Annotated in this window: 18 protein-coding genes; 9 read left to right on the forward strand and 9 right to left on the reverse strand. The window is 52.2% G+C overall.

What is annotated here, in order from left to right; translation table 11 throughout:
• Positions 1 to 103: 103 nt before the first annotated feature.
• The 4 genes from dauA to lolB form a co-directional block, all read right to left on the reverse strand.
• Positions 104 to 1,783 carry a C4-dicarboxylic acid transporter DauA gene (gene dauA / locus SK36_RS09055; protein WP_071828963.1) on the reverse strand — a complete coding sequence of 560 codons (1,680 nt, stop codon included), beginning with the start codon at positions 1,781 to 1,783 and terminating at the stop codon, positions 104 to 106.
• A gap of 124 nt (positions 1,784 to 1,907) precedes the next feature.
• Positions 1,908 to 2,855: a ribose-phosphate diphosphokinase gene (gene prs, locus SK36_RS09060; RefSeq protein ID WP_001518537.1), complete on the reverse strand. Its 948-nt coding sequence runs from the start codon at positions 2,853 to 2,855 to the stop codon at positions 1,908 to 1,910.
• A 262-nt stretch (positions 2,856 to 3,117) separates the two neighbouring features.
• Positions 3,118 to 3,969: a 4-(cytidine 5'-diphospho)-2-C-methyl-D-erythritol kinase gene (gene ispE / locus SK36_RS09065; protein WP_045443688.1), complete on the reverse strand. Its 852-nt coding sequence runs from the start codon at positions 3,967 to 3,969 to the stop codon at positions 3,118 to 3,120.
• Positions 3,966 to 4,589 carry a lipoprotein insertase outer membrane protein LolB gene (lolB, locus tag SK36_RS09070; protein ID WP_045443685.1) on the reverse strand — a complete coding sequence of 208 codons (624 nt, stop codon included), beginning with the start codon at positions 4,587 to 4,589 and terminating at the stop codon, positions 3,966 to 3,968. Before lolB ends, ispE begins: the two co-directional genes overlap by 4 nt.
• Before the next feature lie 305 nt (positions 4,590 to 4,894).
• On the opposite strand from lolB, the gene hemA reads away from it, so the two are divergent.
• Genes hemA through kdsA form a run of 6 tightly spaced genes read left to right on the forward strand, consistent with a single transcriptional unit; the run spans position 4,895 to position 10,200 of the window.
• Entirely contained in the window at positions 4,895 to 6,151 is a 1,257-nt protein-coding gene (gene hemA / locus SK36_RS09075; RefSeq protein ID WP_045443682.1) for a glutamyl-tRNA reductase, read from the forward strand.
• Between the two features lie 41 nt (positions 6,152 to 6,192).
• Positions 6,193 to 7,275: a peptide chain release factor 1 gene (gene prfA, locus SK36_RS09080; RefSeq protein ID WP_048221363.1), complete on the forward strand. Its 1,083-nt coding sequence runs from the start codon at positions 6,193 to 6,195 to the stop codon at positions 7,273 to 7,275.
• On the forward strand, positions 7,275 to 8,108 hold the full coding sequence (gene prmC, locus SK36_RS09085; protein ID WP_048221364.1) for a peptide chain release factor N(5)-glutamine methyltransferase: 834 nt from the start codon (positions 7,275 to 7,277) through the stop codon (positions 8,106 to 8,108). The genes prfA and prmC overlap by 1 nt, the downstream gene beginning before the upstream one ends.
• Positions 8,105 to 8,497 (forward strand): invasion regulator SirB2, encoded by a 393-nt coding sequence (gene sirB2, locus SK36_RS09090; RefSeq protein WP_048221365.1) that lies wholly within the window; start codon positions 8,105 to 8,107, stop codon positions 8,495 to 8,497. Before prmC ends, sirB2 begins: the two co-directional genes overlap by 4 nt.
• Before the next feature lie 3 nt (positions 8,498 to 8,500).
• Positions 8,501 to 9,310, forward strand: a complete 810-nt coding sequence (gene sirB1, locus SK36_RS09095; protein WP_045443670.1) for an invasion regulator SirB1 — start codon at positions 8,501 to 8,503, stop codon at positions 9,308 to 9,310.
• A 35-nt stretch (positions 9,311 to 9,345) separates the two neighbouring features.
• Positions 9,346 to 10,200, forward strand: a complete 855-nt coding sequence (gene kdsA / locus SK36_RS09100) for a 3-deoxy-8-phosphooctulonate synthase (protein WP_003020772.1) — start codon at positions 9,346 to 9,348, stop codon at positions 10,198 to 10,200.
• 108 nt (positions 10,201 to 10,308) lie between these two features.
• On the opposite strand, the gene chaA is transcribed toward kdsA, so the two are convergent.
• Positions 10,309 to 11,409, reverse strand: coding sequence for a sodium-potassium/proton antiporter ChaA (gene chaA, locus SK36_RS09105; RefSeq protein WP_045443664.1), 1,101 nt, complete (start codon positions 11,407 to 11,409; stop codon positions 10,309 to 10,311).
• Between the two features lie 401 nt (positions 11,410 to 11,810).
• On the opposite strand from chaA, the gene SK36_RS09110 reads away from it, so the two are divergent.
• Positions 11,811 to 12,506: a gamma-glutamylcyclotransferase gene (locus SK36_RS09110; protein WP_045443661.1), complete on the forward strand. Its 696-nt coding sequence runs from the start codon at positions 11,811 to 11,813 to the stop codon at positions 12,504 to 12,506.
• A 61-nt stretch (positions 12,507 to 12,567) separates the two neighbouring features.
• Here the strand turns inward: SK36_RS09110 and SK36_RS09115 are convergent, their stop codons facing one another.
• Positions 12,568 to 12,813 carry a DUF1883 domain-containing protein gene (locus SK36_RS09115; RefSeq protein ID WP_045443658.1) on the reverse strand — a complete coding sequence of 82 codons (246 nt, stop codon included), beginning with the start codon at positions 12,811 to 12,813 and terminating at the stop codon, positions 12,568 to 12,570.
• A gap of 263 nt (positions 12,814 to 13,076) precedes the next feature.
• Positions 13,077 to 13,430 (reverse strand): DsrE/DsrF/TusD sulfur relay family protein, encoded by a 354-nt coding sequence (locus SK36_RS09120; protein ID WP_045443655.1) that lies wholly within the window; start codon positions 13,428 to 13,430, stop codon positions 13,077 to 13,079.
• A 223-nt stretch (positions 13,431 to 13,653) separates the two neighbouring features.
• On the opposite strand from SK36_RS09120, the gene SK36_RS09125 reads away from it, so the two are divergent.
• Positions 13,654 to 15,039 (forward strand): YchO/YchP family invasin, encoded by a 1,386-nt coding sequence (locus SK36_RS09125; protein ID WP_075261769.1) that lies wholly within the window; start codon positions 13,654 to 13,656, stop codon positions 15,037 to 15,039.
• A gap of 20 nt (positions 15,040 to 15,059) precedes the next feature.
• Here the strand turns inward: SK36_RS09125 and narL are convergent, their stop codons facing one another.
• Positions 15,060 to 15,710: a two-component system response regulator NarL gene (gene narL, locus SK36_RS09130; RefSeq protein ID WP_045443652.1), complete on the reverse strand. Its 651-nt coding sequence runs from the start codon at positions 15,708 to 15,710 to the stop codon at positions 15,060 to 15,062.
• Positions 15,703 to 17,499 (reverse strand): nitrate/nitrite two-component system sensor histidine kinase NarX, encoded by a 1,797-nt coding sequence (narX, locus tag SK36_RS09135; protein ID WP_048221366.1) that lies wholly within the window; start codon positions 17,497 to 17,499, stop codon positions 15,703 to 15,705. The genes narL and narX overlap by 8 nt, the downstream gene beginning before the upstream one ends.
• Positions 17,500 to 17,839: 340 nt before the next feature.
• On the opposite strand from narX, the gene SK36_RS09140 reads away from it, so the two are divergent.
• The gene (locus SK36_RS09140) at positions 17,840 to 19,231 is read left to right on the forward strand and encodes a NarK family nitrate/nitrite MFS transporter (protein WP_045443647.1); all 1,392 of its coding nucleotides are present in this window, start codon (positions 17,840 to 17,842) and stop codon (positions 19,229 to 19,231) included.
• The last annotated feature ends 148 nt before the right edge of the window (positions 19,232 to 19,379 follow it).

Consider the following 19,379-nt stretch of genomic DNA (forward strand, 5'->3'; position numbering starts at 1 on the left):
CAGGTATCGTCAGAGAGCAGGAGAGATGATGATAACAACTCAGACGTGTTTACAGAAGAGAAGTGTTACCGGCAGGCAAGAGCATGCCGGTAACAGATGAACATTAAATATCCGCCAACGCTGCGTCGCGGTTCGGGAAGAATGCCAGACGGCCCGGGATCGGTTGGATGCCCGCGCGCGCCATCGTGCGCAGCGGCTGGAATTCCAGATTGCTGATGCGTAATTCACAGCCTTCCGGAAGACGTTTTACAAAACGCTGGAAGGCGTCAAGGCCACCAGCATCCAGTACCGGTACGGCGTCCCATTTCAGCACCACAATGCGTTTGCCTTCAATACGAGACTCGAGATCGGTAAATAGTCCCTCAGCTGCGGCAAAGAACAGTGGGCCAATCACGCGCAGTACCAGCACATCATCCGGTACAACTACGTTCACTGGTGCCAGACGTGTCATGCGGGCAATACGGCGCATAAACAACAGGGAGGCAAGAACGATACCGACGCTGATGGCGACCACCATATCGAACAGAACTGTCAGCGACATACACATCAGCATGACGATGATGTCGTCTTTCGGTGCGTGGCGCAGCAGATCCACCACTTTATGGGCTTCGCTCATGTTCCACGCCACCATCAACAGCAGTGCAGCCATTGCCGAGAGGGGTAACCAGGAGAGCAACGGCGCTAACACCAGCAGAGCGAGGATCACAAGAATTGCGTGGATGACTGCGGAAACTGGTGAGGTTGCCCCGGCACGGACGTTAGCCGCAGAGCGGGCAATAGCAGCGGTAGCCGTTATGCCACCAAAGAACGGTGCGACAATATTCCCCAGGCCCTGACCAATCAGTTCACTGTTGGCTTTGTGTTTGGTTCCGGTCATACCGTCGAGCACCACGGCGCACAACAGGGATTCAATAGCCCCCAGCATCGCCATAGAGAAAGCCGCGGGTAACAGTGCCTGTAATGAACTCCAGCTTAGCGTGAAGTCTGAATCTGGCAGGTTCCACGGCAATACCAGTTGCGGCAATAGTTGTGGGATACCGTTACCCTGGGAACCGTCAGCCAGAATATAGTGGAACTGAGAACCGATGGTCGCCACATGGCCGCCCATCAGGTTAACAATGCCCATCACCGCACAACCGGCCAGCAGTGCAGGAAGATGGCCTGGCAGACGGATCCCCAGACGAGGCCAGAAAATCAGGATCCCAAGCGTGACCACACCAATAGCGGCATCGCCGAGGTTGATGGTCGGTAATGCCATAAACAGTGCACCTACCTTTTGCAGGTAGTGCTCCGGTACATGAGCCATTTGCAGACCAAGAAAGTCTTTAATCTGCATGGTACCGATGGTGATACCAATACCGGACGTAAAACCTAAGGTGACAGATACGGGAATATATTCGATCAGGCGACCAAAGCGGGCGAGGCCGAAAAGGATCAGAAATATCCCGGACATGAGCGTGGCAACCAACAGGCCTGCCAATCCGAACTGCTGCGATACCGGATACAGGATCACCACGAAGGCGGCGGTCGGACCAGAAACGCTAAAGCGTGACCCCCCGGTGAGGGCAATAACAATCCCAGCAACGGCTGAGGTATACAAGCCGTACTGTGGCGCAACGCCGCTGCCAATTGCCAGTGCCATCGCCAGCGGGATAGCAATGATCCCAACGGTTATCCCGGCGATCAAATCACGGGTAAAGCGTGAGACGGTATATTTTTCTTTCCAGCAAGCGTCGATGAGAGCGCGGAAAGGCATCACATGTGAGGAAAATAATCTGTTCACAATAATGTTTCATCCATGAGCGCATCATCTGTCAACTAAATGGCAGGTGAAGGAGGCATAAGTCATACAAATAAATGTTGCAGATAAAAAAACCCGCCGCAGCGGGTTTTTGAGCCGGGCTCGATTAATGCTCGAACATAGCAGAGATGGATTCTTCGTTGCTGATACGACGAATCGCTTCGGCCAGCATACCCGACAGGGTCAACGTACGCACGTTCGGCAGTGCTTTGATTTCATCAGTCAGTGGAATGGTGTCACAGACAACGACTTCATCAATCACAGAGTTGCGCAGGTTGTTTGCCGCATTGCCTGAGAAGATCGGGTGGGTAGCGTAAGCGAATACGCGTTTTGCACCACGTTCTTTCAGCGCTTCTGCTGCTTTGCACAGCGTACCGCCGGTATCGATCATATCATCAACCAGCACGCAGTCACGACCTGCTACGTCACCAATGATGTGCATCACCTGAGAAACGTTCGCACGTGGGCGACGTTTATCGATGATAGCCATATCGGTATCGTTCAGCAGCTTAGCGATAGCACGGGCACGCACGACGCCACCGATGTCCGGAGAAACCACAATTGGGTTGTCCAGATTCAGCTGCAGCATGTCTTCTAACAGAATTGGGCTACCGAATACGTTATCAACCGGTACATCAAAGAAGCCCTGGATCTGTTCAGCATGCAGGTCAACGGTGAGGACGCGGTCAACGCCAACGCTGGACAGGAAGTCCGCGACGACTTTTGCGGTAATCGGTACACGAGCGGAACGTACGCGACGATCCTGACGTGCATAGCCGAAGTAAGGAATAACGGCGGTGATACGGCCTGCGGAAGCACGGCGCAGAGCATCGACCATAACGACCAATTCCATCAGGTTGTCGTTAGTAGGGGCACAAGTGGACTGGATGATGAAAATATCACCACCGCGTACATTTTCATTAATTTGTACGCTGACTTCGCCGTCGCTAAAGCGACCTACAGCGGCGTCGCCGAGTGAAGTGTACAGGCGGTTGGCAATACGTTGTGCTAGTTCCGGGGTGGCGTTACCAGCAAAAAGCTTCATATCAGGCACGAGAAGAACCTCAGGCATGCGTCCATTGGTGGAAAGAATCTGCCGAAAACTGTGCGGGCCAGGCAGTATCCTCTCCAGGCGGTGTATTAAAGAGCGCGATGCAACGTCTGGAACAGGGTGACGTTGTCACCGCAACTCAGCTTGCCCGGCTTACTCATCGTCATTCACGTTTCATGTCTGCTGGCATCAATGATTCACACCGTCACATTTTGTATGCTTCCGGGGATTCGCCATCTTACCATTTTCTTGAAACCCGAATGATTTAGAGTAACGCTCTGTGCAATGGGGAGAGGTTGACACCTTTCGCCACAAAGCCTTGGAGCCATTCCGGGGCTTGCTCAAGCACCTGGCGAGCACGGGACTCTGTGTCAAATTCAGCAAAGACACAAGCCCCTGTACCAGTCAGGCGCGACGGCGCGTATTCTAACAGCCAGGAAAGCGCTGCATCAACCTCGCGAAAACGTTTTCTTGCGATAACCTCGCAATCATTGCTGAATTCACATTTTAGTAACGTTTCTATTGACCTTTTTGGCGTGTTGCGCGGCAGTTGCGGATCTTTAAAAATAACCGGTGTTGGAATGCTGACGCCAGGATGGGCGACCAGATACCATTTTTCGGGGGGATTAACCGGTGTAAGGACTTCGCCTACACCTTCGGCGAAAGCGGCCTGTCCGCGCACGAATACCGGTACGTCGGCGCCTAACGTTAATCCAATCGCCGCCAACTCATCTTGTGACAGCCCACAACCCCAAAGATGATTTAGCGCAACCAGCACGGTAGCGGCATTCGATGAGCCACCTCCAAGACCGCCGCCCATCGGCAGACGTTTCTTAATACTGATGTCAGCGCCGCTTCCTGTGGGCAGGCGCCCACTCCCAGCGGCGGTTTTCATCAGTAAACGTGCTGCGCGAACGATTAGGTTATCTTCATGCTCCACGCCTTCAACTGCGGTTAGCAGGTGAATTTCACCGTCGCTACGCACATCAATAGTGATGTCGTCACCATAATCGAGAAACTGGAACAGCGTCTGTAGCGTGTGGTAACCATCTGCACGTTGTCCAGTAATGTACAAAAACAGATTCAGCTTTGCCGGGGAGGGCCAGTGGGTCATCATTTCACAATCCAGTTATCCATTTTCAACTTAATGCGTTGAGCGCCGTCCGACAGTTCCATATTAGCGGGCATAGCGGGCTGCGTTTTACTGTCATAGCTGCTATAGACCACTTTCCAATTCTTACCGTCCTGACTGTAGTTCACTTCACTCAGACGGTATTTCTCATCAAGTTTGTAATCAGTAGCCTCGCCAGGCAGACCGAGGATCCACTGACGCAGACTGTTTAAAGGAATTGGCATTCCGGTCAATTTACCGATCATCTCTTCGGCGTCGTCAGCGGTGTAATGCTTACCTTTGTTATCGACAAGCTCTACATTGCCTGGCTGGGCATTCAGCTCCAGTTCGGTGCTGCCCAGTGGGTTAGTCAACAAAAGACGATAGCGATCCTGACCGGTTTGCTGCCAGAAAAAGCGGGCATAGACTTTCTGCTGGTCGGAAATGTAGGCAAACGCGCCGCGCGTCTGATACTGATGTAGTGCGCGCACTTCCTGCTGGTGTTGACGCCATTCTGGGGAGTCGGGGCTTTTGCCAGGACCTTTCGGCGCGTTGAGCGTACAGGCGGTGAGGACCAGACTTGCCAGCGGCAGCAGGCGGATCAAGCGAAAATCAGGCAGGGTCATAATGATGACAAATCCTTGTAGTACGGTGCAATAATTGCCTGATGGCGCTACGACTCATCAGGCCTACAAACTCAACCCGTAGGCCGGATAAGGCTAATTTTTAGCCATCCGGCAAAATCTTGCCATCGGTTGCAGTTATAACCCTTAATGCTAGCGCCGAGCGGGTATATCGTCTACGTTCACGTTATCTTAATTTAAACCGTAAGCTATTACTCCAAAAGGGGGCTGTCTCTTTTATTGACCGCACGCATCCTGTATGATGCCCCCAGTCTAACCTTATCAACGCTGGTACTATTCCCGCACACATGACCCTTTTAGCGCTTGGTATTAACCATAAAACGGCACCTGTATCGCTGCGAGAACGCGTAACGTTTTCGCCGGACACGCTCGATCAGGCGCTGGACAGCCTGCTTGCGCAGCCAATGGTGCAGGGCGGGGTGGTGCTGTCGACGTGTAACCGTACGGAGCTTTACCTCAGCGTCGAGGAGCAGGATAACCTGCAAGAGGCGCTGATTCGTTGGTTGTGCGAATACCATAATCTGAATGAAGACGATCTGCGCAGCAGCCTTTACTGGCACCAGGACAACGACGCAGTCAGCCATTTGATGCGTGTTGCCAGCGGCCTGGATTCGCTGGTGCTCGGTGAGCCACAAATACTGGGTCAAGTGAAAAAAGCGTTTGCGGATTCGCAAAAAGGTCACTTGAATGCCAGTGCGCTGGAACGCATGTTCCAGAAATCCTTCTCGGTTGCCAAGCGCGTTCGAACTGAAACCGATATCGGCGCCAGCGCGGTATCCGTTGCTTTTGCCGCCTGTACACTGGCGCGTCAGATATTTGAATCTCTTTCCACGGTGACCGTGCTGTTGGTCGGCGCAGGTGAAACCATCGAGCTGGTGGCGCGTCATCTGCGTGAACACAAAGTGAAGAAGATGATTATTGCCAACCGCACGCGTGAACGCGCACAGGTTCTGGCAGATGAGGTCGGTGCCGAGGTGATCTCACTGAGTGAAATCGACGAGCGTTTGCAGGACGCCGATATCATTATTAGTTCCACAGCCAGTCCACTACCGATTATCGGTAAAGGAATGGTGGAACGCGCGCTTAAAAATCGCCGCAATCAGCCGATGCTGCTGGTCGATATCGCTGTACCGCGCGATGTTGAGCCGGAAGTTGGCAAACTGTCTAACGCCTACCTGTATAGCGTTGACGACCTGCAAAGTATCATTTCGCATAACCTGGCGCAGCGCAAAGCGGCGGCAGTGGAGGCTGAGACGATCGTTGAGCAGGAAACCAGCGAGTTTATGGCCTGGCTGCGCGCCCAGAGCGCAAGTGAAACCATCCGCGAATACCGCAGTCAGTCAGAACAGGTTCGTGATGAACTGACCGCCAAAGCGTTGGCTGCTCTTGAACAGGGCGGTGATGCGCAAGCTATTATGCAGGATCTGGCCTGGAAACTGACTAACCGCCTGATCCATGCACCAACCAAATCACTTCAACAGGCTGCCCGTGACGGGGATAGTGAACGCCTGAATATTCTGCGCGACAGCCTCGGGCTGGAGTAGCAGCACACCAATCTCATTTTTTACAGGGTGCATTTACGCCTATGAAGCCTTCTATCGTTGCCAAACTGGAAGCCCTGCATGAACGCCATGAAGAAGTTCAGGCGCTGCTCGGCGATGCGGGAACTATCGCAGACCAGGAACGCTTTCGTGCATTGTCGCGCGAATATGCCCAATTAAGCGATGTATCTCGCTGTTTTACGGACTGGCAACAGGTTCAGGATGATATCGAAACGGCACAGATGATGCTCGACGATCCTGAAATGCGTGAGATGGCGCAGGATGAACTGCGCGAAGCAAAAGAAAAATGTGAACAGTTGGAACAGCATCTGCAGGTTCTGCTGCTGCCAAAAGATCCGAATGACGAACGCAACGCGTTCCTGGAAGTTCGCGCGGGTACCGGCGGCGATGAGGCCGCACTGTTTGCCGGCGATCTGTTCCGTATGTACAGCCGTTACGCTGAATCACGCCGTTGGCGCGTTGAGATCATGAGCGCCAATGAAGGTGAACATGGCGGTTACAAAGAGATTATTGCCAAGGTGAGCGGCGACGGTGTGTATGGTCGTCTGAAGTTCGAGTCTGGTGGCCACCGTGTACAGCGCGTACCGGCCACTGAATCGCAGGGGCGTATTCATACCTCCGCCTGTACGGTAGCGGTGATGCCGGAACTGCCAGAGGCCGAACTGCCGGACATCAACCCGGCCGATTTGCGTATTGACACCTTCCGTTCATCGGGTGCGGGTGGTCAGCACGTTAACACCACCGACTCGGCAATTCGTATTACCCACTTGCCGACCGGTATTGTGGTGGAGTGCCAGGACGAACGTTCGCAGCATAAAAACAAAGCGAAAGCGATGTCGGTGCTGGGGGCGCGTATTCGTGCAGCCGAAGTGGCAAGACGTCAGCAGGCAGAAGCTTCTGAGCGTCGTAACCTCTTGGGTAGCGGCGATCGCAGCGATCGTAACCGCACCTATAACTTCCCGCAGGGGCGCGTGACAGACCATCGCATCAATCTGACGCTTTACCGTCTGGACGAAGCGATGGAAGGTAAGCTGGACATGCTAATTGAGCCAATTGTCCAGGAATATCAAGCCGACCAACTGGCGGCATTGTCCGAGCAGGATTAATGGACTATCAGCACTGGCTGCGTGAGGCGATAAGCCAATTACAGGACAGCGAAAGCCCGCGCCGTGACGCCGAGATCATACTCGAGCATGTCACTGGCAAGGGGCGGACTTTTATTCTGGCATTTGGCGAAACGGAATTAACCGAGGCGCAGCGTGAACAGCTGGACTCTCTGGTGGCGCGCCGCCAGCGGGGAGAGCCTGTGGCGCACTTGACCGGTATTCGCGAGTTCTGGTCGCTGCCGCTGTTTGTTTCTCCGGCAACGCTAATACCGCGCCCGGATACCGAATGTCTGGTTGAACAGGCGTTGGCGCGTCTACCGGCCTCGCCGTGTCGTATTCTTGATTTGGGTACCGGCACGGGGGCAATTGCGCTGGCGTTGGCTACCGAGCGCCCGGATTGCGCGGTAACTGCAGTTGACCGCATGCCAGATGCTGTTGATCTGGCGACGCGTAACGCACAGCACCTGACCGTCAGTAATGTTCGCGTATTGCAAAGCAACTGGTTTAGCGCCCTGCAGGGGGAACAGTTTGACATGATTGTCAGCAATCCGCCGTATATCGATGAGCAGGACCCGCACCTGGCGCAAGGCGATGTGCGCTTTGAGCCGTTATCAGCACTGGTGGCGGGCGATCATGGTCTTGCAGATATTGTGCATATCATCGACCAGTCGCGCAGCGTATTAATTCCCGGTGGTTACCTGTTACTGGAACATGGCTGGCAGCAGGGGCAGGCAGTGCGCGATGCTTTTCTTCGCGCGGGTTACCAGGCTGTTGAAACCTGTCGCGACTACGGCGGCAACGAACGAATTACGTTCGGACACACCGCATTATGACTACATTCAGCGTGCTACTTAGCATTCATCTTATCAGCATCGCGCTTTCTGTCGGTCTGTTAACGTTACGTTTCTGGTGGCGTTATACCGACGCAAGCCTTGCGTCTGCGCGCTGGTCGCGTATTGTGCCACCGATCATTGATACCGTTTTATTACTTAGCGGCGTGGCGTTGATCGTTAAAACGCACATCCTGCCATTCACCGGGCAGGGGACATGGCTGACTGAAAAGCTGTTTGGGGTTATCATTTACATCGTTTTGGGTTTTATTGCGCTCGATTATCGTCGGGCGCGCAGCCAGCAGGCGCGATTAATCGCTTTTCCGCTGGCGCTGGTGGTGCTGTACATCATCATTAAACTCGCCACCACAAAAATACCGTTACTGGGGTAAGTCATGAGGTCGTTAGCTGATTTCGAATTTAATAAAGCGCCATTGTGCGAAGGAATGATCCTGGCATCGGAATCTATCCGCCTGGATTTCCCTACACAGTCTGTCTATGCCGAACTGGAACGTCTGGCAAGTCTGGCGCATGAAGAAATTAGCCAGCTCCTGTCTCAGGATGAGCAACTGGAAAAACTGCTGGCACTTTTTTACGGCGAATGGGGGTTTACGGATACCCGCGGCGTCTATCGTCTTTCTGATGCACTATGGCTCGACCAGGTTCTGAAAAATCGCCAGGGTAGCGCCGTGTCGCTTGGCGCAATCTTATTGTGGATTGCCAATCGGCTTGATCTCCCGCTGGTCCCGGTGATTTTCCCGACGCAGTTAATTCTGCGTATTGAATCGCTGGATGGCGAAATGTGGCTGATCAATCCGTTCAATGGCGAAACGTTAAATGAGCACACTCTGGAAGTGTGGCTGAAGGGGAATATCAGCCCGGTTGCTGAGTTATTTAACGAAGATCTGGATGAAGCGGATAATGCGGAAGTGATCCGCAAACTGCTCGATACGCTGAAATCTTCGCTAATGGAAGAGCGTCAAATGGAGCTGGCACTACGCGCCAGCGAAGCGTTATTGCAGTTTAATCCTGAAGACCCGTATGAAATACGCGATCGCGGATTGATTTACGCGCAACTGGAATGTGAACATGTTGCATTAAATGATTTAAGTTATTTCGTTGAGCAGTGTCCGGAAGACCCGATCAGCGAAATGATCCGTGCGCAGATCAATACTATTTCGCACAAACAAATTGTATTGCATTGATTAATGACACTTTACCTACCGTTTAAGGCGATCCTATGAAACAAAAAGTGGTTAGCATTGGCGACATCAACGTGGCAAATGACCTGCCGTTCGTGCTGTTTGGCGGAATGAACGTGCTGGAATCCCGCGATCTGGCGATGCGCATTTGTGAGCACTACGTAACCGTTACTCAAAAACTGGGTATCCCTTACGTGTTCAAAGCCTCCTTTGATAAAGCCAACCGTTCTTCCATCCACTCATACCGTGGACCAGGCCTTGAAGAAGGGATGAAAATCTTCCAGGAACTGAAGCAAACTTTTGGCGTAAAAGTGATCACCGACGTTCATGAAGCCAGCCAGGCACAGCCAGTTGCTGACGTTGTGGATGTAATTCAGCTTCCGGCATTCCTTGCTCGTCAGACCGATCTGGTGGAAGCCATGGCGAAGACCGGTGCCGTTATCAACGTGAAAAAACCGCAGTTCGTAAGCCCTGGTCAAATGGGTAACATCGTGGATAAATTCCATGAAGGCGGTAACGATAAAGTTATTCTGTGCGATCGTGGTGCCAATTTTGGTTACGACAACCTGGTTGTGGATATGCTGGGCTTTAGCGTGATGAAAAAAGTTTCCGGCAACTCTCCGGTTATTTTTGACGTCACTCACGCACTGCAGTGCCGCGATCCGTTCGGCGCTGCTTCCGGCGGTCGTCGTGCGCAGGTTACCGAACTGGCGCGCGCTGGTATGGCGGTAGGTCTGGCAGGTTTGTTTATTGAAGCACACCCGGATCCAGCGAATGCGAAATGTGATGGTCCGTCCGCGCTGCCGCTGGCGAAGCTGGAACAGTTCCTGACGCAGATTAAAGCGATTGATGATCTGGTGAAAAGTTTCGACGAACTGGATACTGAAAACTAAACTGCGGTTTTTGTCTGCCGGATAACACGCCTGAGCGTTTTATCCGGTCTGCAAAACCAGGCATGTAAGCCCGATATGCGTTAACGCTTATCGGGCTTTTTTACACGGTCAGGCAAATATCGTCATCAGATAGGCGATGAAAAGTGCCAGATGTGCCGCACCGTTTAGCACGTTAGTGCGCCCCGTTGAGAAGGAAATATGGCACAGCACCAACGAAGAAACCATCACGATCATCTCTGGCGCGCCTAAGCCAAATACCAGATCGTTCCCCGTCGCCCATGCAATCAGTGTCACCACCGGTACTGTCAGTGAGATGGTGGCTAATACTGAGCCGAAGAACAAATTCATCGCACGCTGTACTTGATTGCTGAGCACCGCTTTTAGTGCTCCCAGCCCTTCCGGGGAGAGGATCAACAGAGCAACCAGGAAACCGGTAAAGGCGACCGGTGCATTCAACTCAGTTAACAGAGTCTCCAGAGGATTGGCATTCATTTTGGTCACGGCGATGACCGCAATTAAATGGATGATAAGCCAGGCAGCATGCCACATATTGCTGTGTGCTGATGGTTTACCGTGATGCGGATCGTCGTCGTCGCTTTCATCCTCATGCTCGTAAATAAACAAGCTCTGGTGTGTTTTGGTCTGAATCAGCAGAAATACGCCATACATTGCCGCAGAGATTAACGCTACCAGCAGCGCTTGCGCGGTAGTGAAGTTTGCTTCCGGCAATGCCATCGGGAAGACCAACACAATAATAGCCAGCGGGAACAAAGCAATTAAATACTGCTTAATTCCAAACAGGTTCATATACTGAGTGGCAAATTTTTGTCCACCCAGCAGTAATGAAAAACCGACCAGACCGCCGGTAACAATCATAATGATGGAGTAGAGCGTATCGCGCATTAGCGTCGGTGCGGCATCACCAGTTGCCATTAATGCGGAAATTAAACTAACTTCAAGAATAACTACCGAAAGGCTCAGGATTAACGAGCCATAAGGTTCGCCCAGACGGTGGGCTAATACGTCAGCATGACGGACAACGCTAAAAGCGCTGCTTAATATACCAACAAGGGCAAGAGCATTAATGCCGATGACCACTGGTAGTGACTGACTGCTCCCCCATAAGAACAGGACTACCAGCGCCAAAATCGGGAAGACGAGCGAGGTCTCCTTGTGGCGGGTTTTAACCGCCTCATGTGCATGTGTCATTTAATTAATTCTCCATCTCTGCAGGTATTTATAATTATAAATGTATTAAAGAATGTAAAAAATAACAGATCTCTCGGTATTTCCGATCTGTTTTTACGTAATTTTACGGCATGAGTCAGTTTTTGCCTCAAAGTGAGTAAAATCGTTTATCTTGTTTATAGAGTGTTTAAATAACAAAGTGTTAGCTTCCATTGGGCACAAAAATTGACAATGATAATGATGCAAATACTCGGACAATTGGGGTCATCGGAACAGGATATAAAGTGCCGTTGAGCCTTTGTTGTCTTGCAAGCTGTCGGTGAATTGCCTATTGTCCTGGTATTGGTTTCAAAATGAGCAGTAAAAAAGCCCGGAAGGCGTCAAAAGTTGTCGCAGGGAAGTCGCAGTGGCGGAGGTGTAAGGTGTTAACGCGTGATTTTTTGTTGAATGCCGACTGTAAAACGGCATTTGGTACAATTGAAGAATCACTACTCTGGTCAGCGGAACAACGGGCAGCCTCACTGGCAGCCACGCTTTCTTGCCGACCTGATGATGGACCGGTGTGGATCTTTGGTTATGGATCGTTGATGTGGAACCCGGCTTTAGAGTTTGAAGAGTCCTGTACCGGGACGTTGGTTGGCTGGCATCGGGCTTTTTGTCTGCGTCTGACGGCGGGGCGAGGAACGGCGTGTCAGCCAGGACGTATGCTGGCTCTGAAGGAGGGCGGGCGCACGACCGGTGTCGCATATCGCTTACCGGATGCCACCCTGGAACAAGAGCTTTCCCTGCTGTGGAAGCGTGAAATGATTACTGGCTGTTATCTTCCAACCTGGTGTCAGCTGGCGCTGGATGATGGCAGGACGGTCAATGCGCTGGTCTTTATTATGGATCCGCGTCACCCACTGTTTGAGTCAGATACCCGAGCGCAGGTCATCGCGCCGCTTATCGCTGCCGCCAGTGGGCCATTAGGGACTAACGCACAGTATTTGTTCTCGCTGGAACAAGAGCTTTCCAGATTGGGAATGAAGGATGATTGTCTTAACGATCTGGTGATAACCGTCAAAAGATTGTTGGGTGAGGATCTGCCGGAAGGAGTTATGCGACCAGGATATGCGTAAGCGAGGACCCGGTTACCTGTAAGATGCCCGATAAGCGTATGCGCTATCGGGCCTTTTACAATCAGGCTGCAATATAACTGATTGAGTGCTCCAGCGACTGGCTGTGGCTGTCGATCAGCACATTCCAGACGCCTGTGTACGGTACGGTCAGCCACGCGTTATCACGATCCTGCACGCTTAAAATGTCAGTCTGCATGTCTTTGACGTGATTTTTCTCGCTCATCAGGTGGATGTGACAGCGCTCAGAGCAGCGCACAACCACCGTATCTCCACCAAATAACTTTAAACTTGCCTTCACTAATGCCATTTTTCACCCCGTTCTTGAAAACAACGTACTCTCTTTCGAAAGTGCTGCGTGATGTTGTTCACATTTCACTCATTGCATAACACCAAAGGGGGAGTAACAGGATGCTGATTTTGATCAAAAAATGGCATAACGATTAAACAAAAATGACAAAATCCCTCAGAAGCGTTGAAAGGGCGTGCTAACTTTCAGTGAAACCACGCCCATGTAAGATTAAATCGGGGAATAGCTGCTCCTGGTAGTGCGCTTGCCTGAAACTTAGCGAATCAGAAGGTCAGAACCTTATCTGCCGCCAGCGTCCACTGTGCCAGTTCTACCAGCGTACCGACTTCCACTCCGTCGATTAATGGCAATGCGGTGATCCCGCGTCCATCGGTGCAGGTTTTGCAGAGTTTTACCGGCACATTTTGTGCGGTCAGAATTTCCAGCATTTGCTGAATATTGTAGCCTTCCGCGGGTTTTTGCCCACGTAACCCAGCTGTCACTGCGTCCGACATCAAAAACAGACGTAGCTCCAGGCTACTCTCCTGTTCACGCAGCGCAATGGCCAGACGCAGACTATTGAATAACGATTCGCTTCCATAGGCCGCACCGTTCGCGATGATCACAATCTTTTGCATTTTGACTCCGGTTGTCAGGGGACAGGATTACTTATCAGCATCTATGTTACTCCGTGTTGTTTGTATGGAAAAGGAAGCATGAGTGAAGGGGCGGGTCACAAGTACTTTTCGTCCAGGGATAATCCGGAAAAGAGAGAGCAGGGCTGCAAATATTGCGTGAAAACGCTATGGTTTAGGATATGTATGCCGCTGTAATTTATTGATGTAAGAAACAACTGACGTTTTGAGCCGTATAGTCTGTAGTCCGCTGTATCTCCTCCTACTCTTGCCGCCGGCAGGCGGTATTGCCAGCGCACACCCTTCCTTTCTTCAGAAAGCTGAAAACCCTTTCGACAATAATGATGATGGTCTGCCTGACCTTGGCATGGCACCGGAGTCCAGGGCAGGAGAAAAGCATTTTGCTGAAATGGTTAAAGCGTTTGGCGAAGCCAGTATGACCGACAACGGGCTTGATACGGGCGAGCAGGCGAAGCAGTTCGCGTTTGGCCAGGTGCGTGACACGGTGAGTGAACAGGTTAATCAGCAGCTTGAATCATGGCTTTCTCCCTGGGGACGAGCCAGCGTTGGGCTCCAGATTGATAATGAGGGCAGTTTTAGCGGCAGTCGTGGTAACTGGTTTATACCCTGGCAGGATAATCAGCGTTACCTTACCTGGAGCCAGTTGGGGCTGACTCAACAGGATGAGGGATTAGTCAGTAATGTGGGTATCGGACAACGCTGGGTGCGGGACGGTTGGTTGCTGGGCTACAACACCTTTTACGATAACCTGTTGGATGAAAATCTGTCCCGGGGCGGATTGGGGGCAGAAGCGTGGGGAGAGTATCTGCGCTTATCCGCGAATTACTATCAACCGTTCTCTGCCTGGCAGGAGCGTTCAGCGACGCAAGAGCAGCGGATGGCGCGTGGGTATGACCTTACCGCGCTGATGCGGGTGCCATTTTATGAGCACCTCAATACCAGTGTCAGCGTTGAACAATATTTCGGCGATCGGGTGGATCTGTTTCATTCCGGAGCCGGATACCACAACCCTGTAGCGGTCAAACTGGGGCTAAGCTATACGCCGGTCCCACTGATAACATTGACCGCACAGCACAAGCAGGGGGAAAGTGGAGTGAGTCAAAATAACCTTGGATTAAACCTCAATTATCGTTTTGGCGTCCCGCTGAAAAAACAGCTGATGGTCAGTGAAGTGGCGAGCAGCCAGTCACTGCGTGGCAGTCGTTATGACTTTCCGCAACGTGATAATCTGCCAACGATGGAATATCGCCAACGCAAATCTCTTTCCGTCTTTTTGGCAACGCCGCCCTGGGATCTCAAACCGGGTGAAACGGTGGTACTGAAGCTTGAGGTCCGTAGTCTGCATGGTATTCGCCATCTGGCGTGGCAGGGGGATACGCAGGCACTGAGCTTAACGGCCGGGACAAATACCCGCAGTGCGGAAGGCTGGACGATTATTATGCCGAAGTGGGACGGTAGCGAAGGGGCAACAAACCGCTGGCGGTTGTCAGTGGTAGTGGAAGACGGGCAGGGCCAGCGTGTCTCTTCCAATGAGATCACGCTATCGCTGGCCGAACCGTTCATCACCGTGTCGGAAAATGATCCTCGTTAAAATACTTCAGGAACTCATTATCAGAATATACGTTCCTGATGCACCCACACCGCTGCTTCAACGCGTGATTTGAGTTTCATCTTCTTCAGCATATGCTTAACATGCACTTTTACCGTGCTTTCGGTGATGTCCAGACGACGGGCAATCATCTTGTTTGGTAGGCCCTGGGCAATCAGCTTCAGAATGTCGCGCTCGCGTGGCGTCAACTGGGTAACGTCCCGGTCGGAAGTCGCACGGTTCGCCCGCAGACTGGCAGCCAGAACAGGTGTCAGGGCTTCGCTTAGTACCATTTCACCTGCTGCTGCCTGCTGCAACGCTTTCAGCAGATCTTCCGGTTCCATGTCTTTTAGCAGATAGCCATCTGCGCCGCGTTTCAGTGCGGTAACAACGTCTTCTTCATGGTTAGATACGCTGAAAACCACGATGCGGCCGGAAAGTGATTTTTCTCGCAACTTATCGAGTGTTTCCAGACCGTTCATTCCGGGCATGTTCAGATCCAGCAGAATCAGATCCGGATCAAGGGATTCAGCCAGCTCGATACCCTGCTCGCCATTACTGGCTTCACCGACCACGGTAATATCGGGCGCCATGCTGACAAGCTGTTTTACACCGGTTCGTAGCATCGGATGATCGTCGATCAACAGGATGGTTGCCGGTTCCTGATTACTCATGGGTATCTCCTTGGACATCTGTGAAGTTTGTTTCGGGAATAAAAGTGACAGTAACTTCAGTACCGCCTGTCTCGCGACGGCGAACGCGGCAATCGCCGCGCAAGCTCTGCGCACGGTCACGCATTATTATCATGCCGTAGTGGTTACTGCGTTCGGCGTTTTCCGGTACGCCGCAGCCGTTATCTTGTACAGTCAGCTTGACCTGCTTGCCATTTTGCACCACCGTCACGATAACGTCATCGGCCTGGGAGTGTTTAAGGGCATTACTCAGGGCTTCGCGGGCAATTTGCAGCAAGTGGATCGCCTGATGGGAAGGCACCAGACGTGGCGGCAATTGATAATCCAGCTTCACCGTAAAGCCAAAGCGGGCGCTGTATTCCTGACAGCTGGCTTCCAGCGCAGGCCGCAATCCAGGTTCCGTTAGCTGCAAACGGAAGGTGGTTAACAGTTCGCGCAACTGCGCCCACGAGGCGTTCAGTTCGTTACGTATTTGACTCAACAGCTCGCGGCTGTTTTCTGGTAGCGCGTCACCCTGCATCTGCAAGCAACTGACCTGCATTTTCATACAAGAGAGAGATTGTGCAATAGAATCATGCAGTTCGCGAGCAATGGTGGCACGCTCCTCCATAACAATCAACTGCTGCTGGCGCTCCTGGTGCCTGTCCAGCGCCAGCGTAGCGGTCAGTTGTTCAACCAGCGTGTCCACCAGTTGCTGTTGGTCGTGGCTGAGATGGCGTCCGTATGGCAAGGTGGCGAGCAGAATACCGTACTGGGTATGTGCATCGGTTAGCCGCCATTTCAGCGTAATTCCCCCGTCAATTGCGGGTTGAATGCCGCGTGGACACAGGTGACACCCTTTTTCATCACAGCTGACAGTAGACTGACAGGTAAACTCCTGATGGTTATCTTCATCCTCCAGATCGTAAACCCGCAGTTCAATATCATGCAGCAATGTTAAATTTTGCAGGCCGTTGAGTACCGGGGAAAGGCGTTCACAAAGTGGTATCTGGGAGTGCAGACGACGATTAGCTTGCCACAGGAAAGAGAGGATCTGATTTTTATGTTCCAGACCTGCTGTTTTCTCCTGGACCCGCTGTTCCAGTACCGCGTAACTTTCGGCCAGTTCCTCTGACATATTATTCAGTGCCGATCCCAGTGCGGCCATTTCATTACGGCCACTGATGTGTGCGCGTTGGGTGAAGTCGCGCTGACTCACTGCACGAGCCATCGCCAGCAGTTGTTTCCACGGCTGCAACAGGCGCACGCGTAGCCAGATAATGGTGAAGACCAGCAGCAATGCCATAAATATCGCCATCAGGCGATGCAGCATGACCACGCGTTCAATACGCAGTTCGGTGGTGTGGTCGAAGGCCGTGACCAGTTGATCCAACCCTGTCACGAAACGTGAAACGTCCCCGGCCACCGCTGCGCCATTTTGTGCATGCGCGAGCCCTGGCGCCAGTTCGGTGTGCCAGTAATTCTGCAATGCTTTCAACTGTTCCTGCCGCCCGTCACGGAGCGCGGCGCGAGTCAGTTCCGGGCTAAACGCGGTTTTTTCCATCTCTTCCAGCAGCGGTTGGTCGTCGGCATCCAGTGGCACCGCTGCCAGCAGGCGATAGCTTTGCATTCGCAGTGAACCCGCTTTGTTGATCGCATGGGCGCTGCCCTGAACCCCCTGAACCAGCCAGCCGGAGACAGCCATACCCGCCACGCCAATAGCAGTGGACAGTAAAACAATAAGCGCCACCTGGTTGACCAGCGTAAGCGGTGAGAGACAACGTTTAAACATGGTGACTTCTTCCTTCGGGTTTTCATTGAGCAGAAAACCTTATTGAATGACGATTCTGCTGCAGGCAGTGGCGTTATTCTCAGCTATACACTGGAGTATACCCATACCTCAAACGGGCTACCCCTTAATTGCCACTGGTGGGAGCGATTCCTGACAGAGGGGAGTAGCGTGCGACAGAAGCGTGAAAAACCACATCTTTTTTACCGATGTTAGCTACTCATTTGGGGTAATGATAAATTTTAAGCATCAATAATGACACCTTTTCCTTTGATTTATATCAACTTACCACCGGCTGTAAACCCTAATGTGGCAGGCATCGAAACAAGTATCAGAGGTGTCTATGAGTCACTCATCTGCCCCGGAAAGGGCATCTGGAGCTGTAATTACAGAATGGCGGCCGGAAGATCCCGTCTTCTGGCAACAGCGTGGTCAACGAGTTGCCAGCCGTAACCTGTGGATTTCCGTCCCTTGTCTGCTGCTGGCGTTTTGTGTGTGGATGTTATTCAGCGCTGTTGCGGTGAATCTGCCGAAGGTCGGTTTCGACTTCACAACCGAACAGCTGTTTATGCTGACGGCGTTACCATCGGTTTCCGGCGCACTGTTGCGCGTACCGTACTCCTTTATGGTTCCACTATTTGGTGGACGCCGCTGGACGGCATTCAGCACCGGTATCCTGATCATCCCTTGCGTATGGTTAGGTTTTGCCGTGCAGGATACCACCACGCCTTTTAGTACCTTTATTGTGATCTCCTTGTTGTGCGGTTTTGCGGGTGCAAACTTTGCTTCCAGCATGGCAAACATCAGTTTCTTCTTTCCAAAACAGAAACAGGGTGGTGCGCTGGGTCTGAATGGCGGTTTGGGCAATATGGGCGTCAGCGTGATGCAACTGGTTGCGCCGCTGGTGGTTTCGTTGTCCATTTTCGCCGTATTTGGCAGTCATGGCGTGGAACAACCGGATGGTACGCAATTGTATCTGGCAAACGCTGCATGGGTTTGGGTACCGTTCCTGGCGGTGTTCACGCTGGCGGCATGGTTCGGTATGAACGAACTGGCAACCTCGAAAGCGTCGCTGAAAGAGCAACTTCCGGTGCTGAAACGTGGGCATCTGTGGATTATGAGCCTGCTGTATCTGGCGACCTTTGGCTCCTTCATCGGCTTCTCTGCCGGTTTCGCGATGCTGTCAAAAACTCAGTTTCCGGATGTGCAGATCCTGCATTACGCCTTCTTTGGTCCGCTGATTGGTGCCTTGGCTCGTTCTGCGGGCGGTGCAATTTCTGACCGACTGGGCGGGACGCGCGTTACGCTGGTGAACTTTGTATTGATGGCAGTTTTCAGCGCCTTGCTGTTCCTGACCTTGCCTGTAAACGGTGAGGGTGGCAACTTTATGGCCTTCTTCGTCGTGTTCCTGGCGTTGTTCCTGACAGCCGGTCTGGGCAGTGGCTCTACCTTCCAGATGATCTCTGTCATCTTCCGTAAGCTGACGATGGACAGGGTTAAAGCGGAAGGTGGTTCTGAAGAGAAAGCGATGCGTGAAGCGGCAACTGATACAGCGGCAGCGTTGGGCTTTATCTCAGCCATTGGCGCAATTGGCGGCTTTTTTATTCCAAAAGCATTTGGTACTTCTCTGGCGTTAACCGGTTCGCCTGTGGGGGCGATGAAAGTCTTTCTAATCTTCTATGTCGCCTGCGTGGTAATCACCTGGGTGGTATACGGACGGCATTCTAAAAAGTAAAAAAGTAACAATTGATTATCCATTGCGCGGTGTTAGACCGCGCTTTTTTTTGTCTGGGTTTAGTTACAACATACTAATGAGTTATTTCAAGGTGACCGCCTGAGATAGTGTGCATGCAATATGCCAGGCAGGGGGCATACCCCTTAAT

The sequence above is a fragment of the Citrobacter sp. MGH106 genome, from assembly GCF_001037495.1.
In the GTDB taxonomy this organism is placed as follows: domain Bacteria; phylum Pseudomonadota; class Gammaproteobacteria; order Enterobacterales; family Enterobacteriaceae; genus Citrobacter; species Citrobacter murliniae.